Origin of the sequence: Bathymodiolus platifrons methanotrophic gill symbiont, from assembly GCF_002189065.1 — a bacterium.
In the GTDB taxonomy this organism is placed as follows: Bacteria; Pseudomonadota; Gammaproteobacteria; order Methylococcales; family Methylomonadaceae; genus Methyloprofundus.
Map to the genome: position 1 here is coordinate 1 of NZ_BDMN01000101.1, position 12538 is coordinate 12538.

11 protein-coding genes, 1 pseudogene and 1 riboswitch are annotated in these 12538 nt (G+C 39.6%); of the genes and pseudogenes, 9 read left to right on the forward strand and 3 right to left on the reverse strand.

Going from position 1 to position 12538, the window contains the following annotated elements; all coding sequences use genetic code 11:
- Positions 1-200: 200 nt before the first annotated feature.
- Positions 201-497 (reverse strand): DEAD/DEAH box helicase, encoded by a 297-nt coding sequence (locus CDZ78_RS06325; protein ID WP_087869247.1) that lies wholly within the window; start codon positions 495-497, stop codon positions 201-203.
- Between the two features lie 104 nt (positions 498-601).
- Here CDZ78_RS06325 and CDZ78_RS22555 point away from each other — a divergent pair, with 104 nt between their 5' ends.
- The 6 genes and pseudogenes from CDZ78_RS22555 to CDZ78_RS23590 all read left to right on the forward strand — a co-directional run bounded on the left by CDZ78_RS22555 (position 602) and on the right by CDZ78_RS23590 (position 2604).
- Positions 602-844, forward strand: coding sequence for an SH2 domain-containing protein (locus tag CDZ78_RS22555; RefSeq protein ID WP_174664559.1), 243 nt, complete (start codon positions 602-604; stop codon positions 842-844).
- Positions 845-908: 64 nt separating this feature from the next.
- Positions 909-1187 carry a type II toxin-antitoxin system RelE/ParE family toxin gene (locus CDZ78_RS06335; protein WP_087869255.1) on the forward strand — a complete coding sequence of 93 codons (279 nt, stop codon included), beginning with the start codon at positions 909-911 and terminating at the stop codon, positions 1185-1187.
- A gap of 9 nt (positions 1188-1196) precedes the next feature.
- Positions 1197-1484, forward strand: coding sequence for a HigA family addiction module antitoxin (locus tag CDZ78_RS06340; RefSeq protein ID WP_087869248.1), 288 nt, complete (start codon positions 1197-1199; stop codon positions 1482-1484).
- A gap of 116 nt (positions 1485-1600) precedes the next feature.
- Entirely contained in the window at positions 1601-1759 is a 159-nt protein-coding gene (locus CDZ78_RS06345) for a PIN domain-containing protein (protein ID WP_373862446.1), read from the forward strand.
- 268 nt (positions 1760-2027) lie between these two features.
- Positions 2028-2402, forward strand: a pseudogene (locus tag CDZ78_RS06350) (transglutaminase-like domain-containing protein); the annotation flags it as partial.
- Between the two features lie 76 nt (positions 2403-2478).
- On the forward strand, positions 2479-2604 hold the full coding sequence (locus tag CDZ78_RS23590; protein WP_280175548.1) for a hypothetical protein: 126 nt from the start codon (positions 2479-2481) through the stop codon (positions 2602-2604).
- A gap of 218 nt (positions 2605-2822) precedes the next feature.
- Here CDZ78_RS23590 and CDZ78_RS06355 read toward each other — a convergent pair whose 3' ends face one another.
- Together CDZ78_RS06355 and CDZ78_RS06360 are read right to left on the reverse strand one after the other, a co-directional pair.
- A complete protein-coding gene (locus tag CDZ78_RS06355; protein ID WP_087869250.1) occupies positions 2823-5033 on the reverse strand; it encodes a primosomal protein N' in 2211 nt (736 codons plus the stop codon).
- Positions 5034-5675: 642 nt separating this feature from the next.
- Entirely contained in the window at positions 5676-7244 is a 1569-nt protein-coding gene (locus CDZ78_RS06360; protein ID WP_087869251.1) for an inorganic phosphate transporter, read from the reverse strand.
- Between the two features lie 552 nt (positions 7245-7796).
- A riboswitch (TPP riboswitch) is annotated at positions 7797-7895 on the forward strand.
- A 57-nt stretch (positions 7896-7952) separates the two neighbouring features.
- On the opposite strand from CDZ78_RS06360, the gene thiC reads away from it, so the two are divergent.
- The 3 genes from thiC to CDZ78_RS06375 all read left to right on the forward strand — a co-directional run bounded on the left by thiC (position 7953) and on the right by CDZ78_RS06375 (position 12446).
- Complete coding sequence (thiC, locus tag CDZ78_RS06365; RefSeq protein WP_087869252.1) at positions 7953-9821, forward strand: phosphomethylpyrimidine synthase ThiC; 1869 nt, start codon at positions 7953-7955, stop codon at positions 9819-9821.
- Between the two features lie 355 nt (positions 9822-10176).
- Entirely contained in the window at positions 10177-11406 is a 1230-nt protein-coding gene (locus tag CDZ78_RS06370) for a hypothetical protein (protein WP_140413913.1), read from the forward strand.
- 56 nt (positions 11407-11462) lie between these two features.
- Positions 11463-12446: an ATP-binding cassette domain-containing protein gene (locus CDZ78_RS06375; protein WP_087869254.1), complete on the forward strand. Its 984-nt coding sequence runs from the start codon at positions 11463-11465 to the stop codon at positions 12444-12446.
- The last annotated feature ends 92 nt before the right edge of the window (positions 12447-12538 follow it).

The window sequence follows — 12538 nt, forward strand, 5'->3', positions numbered from 1 at the left end:
CTGAAGTTTCCCAATAATTATTTATGGTAAAATTGAAACTATGCTACAACTATATGAAAAAAATAGTCTTTTCATTCGTTTCAAATGCTATTGCCTAAGGGGAATTAAGTAGGGGTTTGCTATAAACATGGCAAAACCACCTAAAATAAACCTCGATACACCAGCATTGTGTATTTCAGCTACTCAATAATTGGGAAACTTCAGTTACTATACTCAGTAATATTCGCAGCAATCTGAATCGATAATTCGCGTGTAGGGGTAAGAATAAGCGCGCGTATACGTTTACCACGCAATTTACGCTCTTTGTTAAATATCTCTAAAACCGGTAGAACAAACGCGGCGGTTTTACCGGTACCGGTTTGAGCGGTGGCAATTAGGTCTTTACCAGAAAGAATGATGGGAATGGCTTTTTTCTGGATAGGGGGAGGAGCTGTATAACCCAAGTCTTTAATAGCTTGTACAATAGAGTTACACAATCCAAGGTTTAAAAATGGCATAGAGGCTCAGCTAGGTCTTCATAAGGAAAGTAGGGCGCAGTATAGCACTTAAGGGTTTGGGTTGCGGCAAGTCTTGCTTGCTATAGAGCAAATTGAGGTGAACAATGACTGATATATTTGAAAAGTATACATATCGAGTTACTTGGTCAGAGGAAGATGAAGCGTTTGTAGGGTTATGCTCTGAATTTCCAAGTCTTAGCTGGCTTGCTGAAACTTCGGAGCAAACTTTAAAAGGTATTCATTACGTAGTGAAAGATTGTGTTGAAGCTATGCTTAAAAATGGAGAAGAAATACTCATTCCAATTATTTATCCAATTACTTGTTTGATATTTTCTGCACGCAAGTAATTCCTCCAAAGAGTTAGATTTATAAACCACTGAAACCTGTAACGTGTCTAGTTATACTTTACACATGATTATGAGTTTCAAACATAAAGGACTAGAACGTTTCTTTAAAACAGGGAATAAATCAGGTATCCAATCAAATCATTCAGCAAGGCTTCAACTAATTTTAGGTAGACTTAATGCCTCTGCACAACCATTGGATATGAATTTGCCAGGTTTATTTCTTCACCAACTTACGGGTGATAGAAATGATATTTGGTCGGTAAAAGTTAGTGGAAATTGGCGAGTAACTTTTCGAATGAATGGAGAACATGCAGAGATAGTCAATTATGAAGATTATCATTGAGGTAAAACTATGTTAATGCACAATCCCCCCCACCCTGGACTAATAATAAAAGAGCTCTGTCTAGAGCCTTTAGGGGTAACAATCACTGATGCAGCTAAGGCACTGGGTGTTAGTCGAAAAACATTGTCCAGTATTATTAATGGCAGGGCTGGAATAAGCCCAGAAATGGCTGTTCGTTTATCAATTGCTTTTAATACCTCTTCAGAAAGCTGGATGAATCAACAATCACAATATGATTTGTGGCAAGCGGAACAACATAGAAACGAGCTGAAAGTTTCTAAATTATTGGTGGCATGACAATTTTAATAAGTTGTTTTAATTGGGTTTTGTGTGAAGCATGGGGTAAGGCCTTTCATGATTACGTATTCTTACGAACTGTATGGCATGGAAAGACCTGACCCTGAATTTTTCTGCTGAATTTTTCTAAAACTCAAAATATAGGGCCGTATGATTTTATGATTGCAGCACATGCAAGAAGTCGTGGCCTTACCTTGATATCTACTAACACTAAAGAATTTGACCGTGTCGCAGGGTTAAGGGTAGAAAACTGGGTTACGACTGAAGCTAAATAGTTAGGCGTGCGACTCATGGCTCGAACCAAGACTTTGGAAAATTCCATAGCACAAATTGGTTTGTTACTGAGTGAGCCTTTTTGCACTGATTTGCCCTAAAAATAATGCGTTTTTATCAAGTTGATTGTTTAGTTTGATAAACCTTTCAACTGGTTCTGACCTTGACTGGTTCTGGTTAAAAAATCAAGCTGGCTGACCCCTTGATTGCCCTCGCTGCGTTCCCAATTTTCCGGTGAGCAAGGCATTATGTGCAGGTAATATCTAAGATATGAAGAAATATTTAGAGTCATCCAAATATATCAACTGGAGCAATCCCGAGATTAAAGAGCTGGCTAAACTTTTGTCCTCAGGGTTGCCAGATAAAAAAAGCATAGCAAAAAACTGCTTTGAATGGGTGCGAGATAATATAAGGCATAGCTCTGATTACAAATTAAATCCTGTAACCTGCAAAGCATCCGATGTTTTAATTCACAAAACAGGATATTGCTATGCTAAAAGCCATCTTTTAGCCGCACTACTTAGAGCAAATAATATTCCAGCTGGCTTATGTTATCAAAGGTTAAGTGTAGAAGGTGATGGTGCTCCCTATTGTCTGCATGGTTTAAATGCAGTATTTCTTAAAAATCACGGTTGGTATCGAGTATAACTGGGGTCAGAGTAAGGTTAAATGTGATACGCTTACCCCTAAGAACCCGAAAACTTATTTCAGAAGGAAATTAATGGCTCGACTCCCGAGAATCACCAGTGCATCTTTACAGCGAGGAAATAACCGCCAGGCTTGTTATGGTTCTGAGGAAGGTCAGAGTGCCTACGCAGAATGGTTGAAAACATCATGGTTTAACTAGCCGGATTGAGGATTGGAATTTTAGTTCTTATTTAGCCGTTTTAAGTAAAGCGACAACTAAAATAGAACACAATCAGGTTTTAAAATTGTTTGCTAATATTAAGGAGTTTAAAGCATTTCACCAACAAACAACCAGCCAAGATGATATTAGTTATTGTCTTGTTGAATAAAAAATGGCGCCAAATATACCATCCCTTGTAGGGATGATATATTTAAAGTCTAATACAAATCAATCGGATCAACATCCAGTGACCAGCGAACTTTTCGTGCCTGTTTAAGCTTTTCGATTTCTGGCATTAGCCAGTTGAGTAATAAGTGTAATTGTTTGCGTTGTGAATGTTGTAATAATAACTGATAACGAAACTGACCTGCTCTTTTTGCCATTGGGGCGGGCACAGGGCCTAATACTAAGGTTTGATTATCATACTGATTAATTAGTTCAGCTATCGCGATTAAAAGGTTTAATGCAGTCTCCTGCTCATGGGCGTTAGCGCGAAATAGAGCTTGATAGCTATAGGGCGGAAGTTCTGCTTGTTTGCGTTCTGTTAATGCGGCTTCTGCAAAGGCCTGGTAGCTTTGATGGATCAGGGTATTTAACAAAGGATGTTCAGGTTGCCTGGTTTGCATGATGACTCTGCCTTTTTTTGTGGCTCGTCCGGCTCGTCCCGAGACTTGAATAATTAGTTGAGCCAGTCGTTCAGCGGCATGAAAATCAATGCTAAATAGACCGCTATCAACATCTAATAAGACCACTAAGGTAACATTTGGGAAATGGTGGCCCTTAGCTAGCATTTGTGTGCCTAATATAATATCAACCTGGCCTTTATTTATTGCCTCTAAGTGTTGTTCTAAAACACCTTTTCTTTGGGTGCTATCCCTATCCAGGCGGACAATTTTCTTTTGTGGGAACAGGCTGTGTAATGCATTTTCAACTCTTTCCGTGCCTAGGCCTAAGGGTTTTAATTGTTCAGATTTACAGGCAGTACATTGGCGAGGTAGTGTTTGTTCGCTGGCGCAGTGATGGCAACGTAGCTTTTGTTGTCGATAATGAACAACCAGGTTGGCATCGCAGCGGGAGCATTGTGCTACCCAGCCACAACCATGGCAGATAAGAGTGGGTGCAAAACCTCGGCGGTTGAGAAATAGTAATACTTGTTCTTTTTTCGCTAGAGTTTTATGAATATCTCTAATTAATGGTGGCGACAAGCCCTCTTGTAATACCTGGTTTCTAATGTCGAGTAAGGATAAGCTAGGCGGTTCCGCTCCTCCAGCGCGTTTTGTTAGTTTTAGTAATTGATAACGTTTTTTCTGTACGTTGTACAGGCTTTCAAATGACGGTGTTGCTGAACCTAAAATAACAGGGATATTAAGCATTTTTGCACGTACGATAGCGACATCTCTGGCAGAAAAACGAAAGCCTTCCTGTTGTTTAAATGAAGTATCGTGTTCCTCATCCAGAATAATCAACCCAGGGCGGGGTAAGGGGGTTAATAATGCTGAACGGGTGCCTAATAAAATGGCGCTATTACCTCGCTGTATATTAAGCCAGGCTGAGAGGCGCTGGGTTTCATTATGCTGTGAATGATAGGTTTCTATGGCAACTGTAAAGCGTTGCTTAAAGCGTGCTTCTAATTGTGGTGTCAAGGTGATTTCAGGTAATAGCAGTAACACTTGTAAGCCATTAGCCAGAACCTGTTCAATGATTTGTAAATACACTTCGGTTTTGCCGCTACCTGTTACCCCATCAAGTAGATGTACTGAAAATTTATCCAGTTGTGCTGTGACTGCATTAATGGCGGCTTGTTGCTCTGAATTGGCGGGTAACGGTGATTGACGTGTTAAAGGTTCTTCGGTTGAATTTACCTGACTGGTTTCAGATACATATTGTTTTTTAATTAACGCTTTTAAAGGCGCTTGCCAAAGCTTGAAATATTGAGTGATCTCTTGACTACTTATTGCCTGAGTCTGTGCTTTTAGCAACTTCAGCAGCGCAAGCTGTTTAGGCGCTTTTTTAAGTGCCTGTTCATCAATGTTTTTGCCTGTCTCTGTTAGCTGAAAGTAACGAGATAATTTCACTTCACTAGGCTTGCCTTTGCGTAAGGCGGTGGGAAAAGCACTTAAAAATACATCGCCGATTGGGTGATGATAATAAGTTTGTGCCCAATAGAGTAAGTCTAGCTCTTTACTGGATAGCAGGGGGCTGGTATCTAGAATTAATTCAGCTTTTTTTAGTTTACTAGTATCTATATTGCTGTCAGGTTTTATGGCTAATAAAACACCTGTTTTTGTGTTTTTACCAAAAGGGACTTTAACACGCACACCGGGCTGTAGGTGTTGCAAAATGCAGTTATCAGGCGGAAGGTAATCAAATAAACGGTTCAGTGGAATAGGAACAGCAACGCTTAAAATTATTTTTTCTGAGCTGTTCACTTTAGGTCCTTTTTGTGAGGAATATTCGATAAAAAAACGATAAGTCCTTATCTGTATTATGAAAATAAAGTTATACACAAAATCTGTGGATAACTCTGTGTGTAAGGCTAGAATAAGTGAGTGGATGCCTTGAGTTTATTGATTACCTGTTAAATTGTATGAAATTGTAACAATGCTACAATCTATTTAATAATCAGTATGTTACGTAAGTCAACTGCTGTTTTATTTATTCTGAAGTTTGAAGTTTTTTTATTTTAGTCTAGTAAAAAATAAATGTGTGTAAAGTAAAAAAATAAAATAAAAAGCTTGACGTAAAAATTCGAGATTAACTTCATTTAACGAGTGCCTCACTTGCAAAAGTTGTATTTAAATTAAACTTGATAGCTTTAGGTTGATTGTAGGAACGAGTTACAGCCTAGGTTGCCAAAATATTGAGAATCCTGGTTTTTTCATGATTATTGAAACCGTTCAGACTCCCCTTTGTAAAATGGGGGGAGGAGCCTTAGTCCGCTATACCCAGTTTATTATCCAGAAACCTGGAAAAACATACGTATCCAAGAGCATTTTTCGACAGTTCAGTAACGCAGTAATTGTTAAAGGAAGCATTCGCAGCTAACTTTTACAGTTTATTGATAAAGGTGCTTAGGGAATTAGTATGCCTCGGATCGTAAAATATAAAAATGCAGCCATAAAAGCAGAGGTTGGGACGGTGACTACCCAGGCGATTGCTATTTTATAAACATGCGAGCGCTTAACTAGTTGCTGTTTATATACCTTTTTAAGAGACTTTCTTTCTTTTTTAGTGAATTCTGTTTCGTTGGAGTTTGCTTTTAGTTCTTTAAGCATTTTTGATTTAGTTGCAACAGAAGCTGTGTTAAAGGTATTTAAAAAAGCCTCTGTTACTTCTGGGTCTTGATGTTCATGATGTTCCCTGATTTCATCCAGACGTTTTGCATCAGTGCGTTTTAAATATTCACGTAAAAAACCGACGCCAAAGATTGCGCCTACAGCAATATGAGTTGAGCTGACAGGTAACCCGAATTGACTAGCAATAATCACAGTAATTGCTGCCGCCATGGAGATACAGAATGCACGCATCTTATCCAGTTCAGTTATCTCACTGCCAACAGTTCGAATTAATTTAGCACCATATAAGGCAAGACCTAAGGATAGGCCAACAGCACCAATCAGCATGATCCAGAGTGGGATTGCTGCTTTTTTAGCAATTCCTCCATGGGTAATGGCATCATTAATAGCAGCTAAAGGACCAACCGCATTAGCAACATCATTGGCACCATGGGCAAAGCTAAGGAAGGCAGCGGCAAAAATAAGCGGGATAGTAAATAAGGTATTAACGCTGGCCTTAGAGTTGTCCAGAGCGGCAGCCGCTTTATTAATTAAAGGGCGCACTGCAAAGTATAGGGTTAAGGCAATTGCGAAAGCAATGGAGCCAGCCATTACAAAGTCGACTTTCCAGATCTTTTTCAGACCTTTTAATATTAAGTAAGTTGAAAATGCCCAGGCCATCAAGGCAATTAATAGAGGCAAAATACGTTTTGCAGCAAGTACCTTATCCTCTTGATAGGTAATGGTGCGTTTAATTAGGTACAGGAACGTAGCAGCAATGATGCCGCCCAAAACGGGTGAAATAACCCAGCTAGCAGCAATTTTTCCAAACACCGCCCAGTTAGCAATGCCAAAGCCACCTGCGGCAATGCCTGCGCCTAAGACACCACCGACGATGGAATGTGTCGTGGAAACGGGAGCATTGAAGAAAGTAGCAATATTGAGCCAGATAGCTGCCGCCAGTAGTGCGGCCAACATAAGCCAGATAAAGGTATCAGAATTATTGATAAGTGATGGGGCAATGATGCCTTTCTTAATAGTGCTAACTACTTCACCACCAGCAATTAGTGCACCAGCAGACTCAAATACCATCGCGATACAAATTGCACCGATTAAAGATATGGCTCCAGAACCTACTGCGGGGCCTACATTATTAGCAACATCATTGGCTCCGATATTAAGAGCCATGTAGCCGCCAATCACTGCAGAGACAATAAGGAAGGTATGGTTGGGTCCCTGGCCCATGGTGTTGTTAATAAACAGTCCAACAGCAATTAAAAATAGTAGAGCTCCTCCAAATTTGAGTATATCAAGGCGCATATTTTCGCCTCTTTCTTCTAGGGAATTTAAGTTATTAACATCCATACATTTTCTCTTAGGGCTAGTTATTATTTTATTTATGATGCGGGGTAATAATAACAAAAAAAATGACTTAATACGGAAGTAATATGACAACTGAAGTTTCCCAATTATTGAGTAGCTGAAATACACAATGCTGGTAGCTGGTGTATCGAGGTTTATTTTAGGTGGTTTTGCCATGTTTATAGCAAACCCCTACTTAATTCCCCTTAGGCAATAGCATTTGAAACGAATGAAAAGACTATTTTTTTCATATAGTTGTAGCATAGTTTCAATTTTACCATAAATAATTATTGGGAAACTTCAGATATGACAACTATAATCATTTAATGATTTGTTTATTATTGATCAACTGATTCTTAGGACCAAGGGTCTTGTACATATTAAATACTAGTCAGCAGGCAGATGGTTGTGCAACGCATTTGTGTTGGTGAGCTCGAAGCAGGGTAAAGATGAAATGGGTTGGTCTATTACTTTGGCAATAATTAGTTAAAGCAAACTATAAAAATATAGATTTCATTTGCAAAGCAAAGCAATTTCTATTATGTTGTGTTGTTTACTAAAGGCTAGGGGTGCTACGTTATTATGTAGCTGAGAAAACACCCTTCGAACCTGAGACCAGCTAATACTGGCGTAGGAAAGCCCTAGGAATCGGTTTCTCCGTTTCTATAAAGACTTACCAGGCGCCTTGTTCTATTGAAATTGGAGAGATACATGAGCGCAGTCCCTAAAGATATTTCAGCGTCAGATGAGAGTAGTGTAAAAATTGACTCTTACCCGGCATCAGAGAAAGTTTATATTCAGGGGAGCCGTCCTGATATATCCGTTCCTATGCGTAAAATCACCTTATCAGATACTCCAGTACATTTTGGTGCGGAAAAAAATAGGCCTTTATTCGTTTATGATACCTCCGGTATTTATACAGACCCTAATGTAGACGTTGATTTGCAGAAAGGTTTGGCGGGTATTCGAGATGCCTGGATTGCCGAACGTGATGATACTGAAGCCTTGTCAGGACCGAGCTCAGATTTTGGTCAGGAACGATTAAATGATCCTGCAACGGTCGATATGCGTTTTGAGCATATTCGTAAACCACGTAAAGCGAAGGCTGGCAAAAATGTATCGCAAATGCATTATGCGCGCCAGGGAATTATTACCCCGGAAATGGAATATATTGCCATACGCGAAAACCAGAATATGGTAGAAATGCGTGATCTTTATAAAGGTCAGCATAGAGGGCAATCCTTTGGAGCATCAATTCCAGAGGAAATTACACCTGAATTTGTACGTGATGAAGTGGCTCGTGGACGTGCTATTATCCCTTGTAATATTAATCACCCGGAATTGGAACCAATGATTATCGGGCGTAATTTTCTGGTAAAAATTAATGGTAATTTAGGTAACTCGGCTGTTACCTCTTCTATAGAAGAAGAAGTAGAAAAAATGCTATGGGGTATTCGCTGGGGTGGCGATACTATTATGGATTTGTCTACAGGTAAGAATATTCATGAAACACGCGAATGGATTTTGCGTAACTCGCCAGTTCCTATTGGCACGGTACCTATCTACCAGGCATTAGAGAAAGTGGATGGTAAAGCTGAGGACCTAACCTGGGAAATTTTTCGCGATACCTTGATTGAGCAAGCAGAGCAGGGTGTGGATTATTTTACTATTCATGCCGGCGTACGCTTGCACCATGTTCCGATGACAGCGAAACGTATGACCGGTATTGTTTCACGTGGCGGTTCTATTATGGCGAAATGGTGTCTGGCGCATCATACTGAAAGCTTCTTATATACTCATTTTGAAGATATCTGTGAAATCATGAAAGCCTATGATGTTTCCTTTTCTTTAGGTGATGGTTTACGTCCAGGTTCAATCTATGATGCTAATGATGAAGCGCAGTTTGCTGAACTGGAAACTTTAGGTGAATTAACTAAAATTGCTTGGAAGCATGATATTCAGACTATGATTGAAGGACCGGGTCATGTGCCATTGCATATGATTGAGGAAAACATGACCAAACAGCTTGAAGATTGTGATGAGGCACCTTTTTATACCTTAGGGCCATTAACAACAGATATTGCCCCCGGTTATGATCATATTACTTCAGTTATCGGCGCGGCAAATATCGGTTGGTACGGCTGTGCCATGCTGTGTTATGTCACACAAAAAGAGCATTTAGGTTTGCCTAATAAAGAAGATGTTCGTGAAGGTATTGTGACTTATAAAATTGCTGCACATGCAGCGGATTTAGCTAAAGGGCACCCGGGTGCGCAGGCGCGTGATAATGCAATGTCTAAAGCACGTTTTGAATTTCGTTGGGAAGACCAGTTTAATATTGCATTAGACCCGGAAAAAGCACGCTCTTTTCATGATGAAACTTTGCCTAAAGATTCAGCAAAGATTGCGCACTTCTGTTCTATGTGTGGACCGCATTTTTGTTCCATGAAAATTTCTCAAGATGTACGTGAGTATGCTAAAGAAAAAGGCATAAAAGATGAAGAGGCTTTGCAAAAAGGTATGGATGAAAAATCTCAGCAATTCCTTGATGAAGGTGCCGAGGTTTATCATAAAGTATAAATAATCAATGTAGAGCGGACTTCAGTCCGCTATTGCTAAAAGAAAAAAAGCCCTTTTACTCAGGTAAAAGGGCTTTTTTGTGTTAATTTTGTGAACTAGCACACACTAATATCCTGTTTATCCTAGAAAAATCAGTAGAACGCGAATTTATAGTACAAGATATTGCTTTTACAGTGCTTTAAAAAAATCTTAGCTTCACCCATAGGTTAAGCGGGCATTTTTTTGAAGTGTTGTGGAATCAAAAGCTTGTGCTAGAAACCGTGAGCAACTGATTTTTCTAGGTTTATGTCATCGTTTTGTCATCTTTCTTTGTTAAATTTAATGCCCACCTCTTTTTGAGATAAACTCCAAAAATATGAAACATAGAATAATAAGCTTGTCATTATTGGCTATTTTGTCTGCAGGTAATGTACAGGCAATCGATAAGGTCTCGGATGAGGCTTCATTAATATATGCATTTGCCATGGCAAATGTCGATAGCAGTATCAACAAAATTGTATTTGCGAAAAATGCAAGGATCAGTCTCAATAGTCCGGTTATCTACACGGGAAGCCAGAATATAATGCTGCTGGGAAATGGTGCGATTATTGATGGAGCAAATGCAGGAAACTTTACGCTTAATGATGAATTATTGGCGAGTACAGAAGATGGCTCTCTGATTTTTAATACCGCAGGTGATATTAAAATTCAAAAACTGAATATTGTTAATTGCGCCACAAGAGGTGTGCTCATTAATATTCCAGAAGATGCGCAGGGTGACGATATTCAAATATCTCTGGATAAGGTAAAAATTAGAAATTCAGCTTTACACGGCTTGCATATAGACGATAACGCTGACGAATTTGATGGCGATGGCGCTGGTTCTAAGATAGGTATAGAACTTTATATTTCTAATTCAAGCTTTGTCAGTAATGGTACTGGAGCCATAGATTTTGATGGTATTCGCGTTGATGAGCGTGGACCAGGTGATATACATGTCATTGTTATTAATACCCAGATTGATGGTAATGGTGGCGACGGCATGGAATTAGATGAAGCCGGTGCAGGTAATGTGGATGCAACACTGAAGCATGTGACATTAAACGATAATGGTTTTTACAACCCGAAAGACCTGGATGACGGATTTGATATTGATGAAGCCGGTGCGGGTAATGTCGAAGTCTCATTATTTAAAGTGATGGCGAACAGAAACAAAGATGAAGGTGTGGATATTGATGAAACAGATGCAGGAGATGTAAAGGTAAAGTTGCGTCGCGTAATAGTGATGGATACAACGGATGAAGGCATAAAAATTGATGAAGAAGGCGAGGGAAACGTAGAACTGAGGTTTTCCAATGTTATGGCGATGGATGGTGGAGATGATGGCATTCAGGTTACTGAGCAAGGAAAAGGTCGTATTGAGGCTGAGCTAAAAAAAGTTTCTGCAACGGATAATAATAAATATGGCGTAAAAATGGAGCAATGGGATGTTAAGGGAGAAGGCAGGTCGCTAGAAGAGGCGGGTAGGCTAAAAATACAAATGCTTACTTTGAGTGGGAACGGTAAGGGCGATGAGCCTGGGTTACATAATGTTTTTGTTAAATAAGCCTGTTTTGACTACTCAGATAGGCTCTTAGCACAGAGCAGTGATATAAATTCATTATGGAAAATATCTACCAATTAAATCAACTGCGGTTTTATTATAATGATAAGCCAGCCCTGTCATTAGACAATATACAGCTTCAGGCAGGTAAAACAACGGCACTGATTGGTGCGAATGGCTCTGGTAAAAGTACGTTACTTAATATGCTCGCATTTTTGACCAGTCCTGCTCAGGGCGAAATCTTATTTAATGGTCAACGAGTTAATAAAAAGGGTTTAGTCCGATATAGGAGGCGTGTGGGGTTTCTTGCACAAAAGCCTTTTATGCTCCTTGGGACAGTGTATGACAATATTGATTTGGCGTTAAAAATACAGGGTAAAGGGCGGCGCTCTGAAAAAATAATACGAGTTTTAAAACAACTGGATATAGAGCACTGTATTTATCAGCAGGCGAAATTGCTTTCCGGTGGTGAATTACAGAAAGTGGCTTTAGCGCGTAGTCTGGTTTTGGAGCCTGAGGTTTTATTATTGGATGAGCCGTTTAGTTATTTAGACCAAAGTAGTGCCCAGGCACTGGAAACATTTTTACAAGGCTATACGCAAGAAACCGGGCATACATTGATTTTCAGTACGCATAACCGCTTACAAGGATTTGCCTTAGCTGATAAAGTACTCGCTTTAGCAGATGGGCTGGAAGTAAAGACTCCCTTGATTAATTTATTTCATGGTGAAGTGGAGGGACATCAGTTTCATAGTGGATCTATGAGTATTGTATTATCAGAAGCAATAACCACGGGTCGTCATGCTTCGATAAACCCTAAAGATATAGTACTATCAAATGGTGCGCTGGAATCGAGTATGCGCAATCATTTTCAGGGCCGTATTATCATGATTGCTGATGAAATGGGCAGTGTCAGAGTTAGTGTTGATACCGGGGTAGTGTTTAAGGCGCTTATTACTTACCAGGCTTTAGAAGAATTAAAATTAAACCTGGGCGGGGAAGTGTGGGTAAATTTTAAATCCAGTGCGGTTGTGGTATTTTGAGGACAGCAAAAAATTACCTGATTTAGCTCCAACTCTCGGCAATACGGTTCTGTCGCATAAAGTTCACTTCTCCGCGTTACCTGCTATCATGA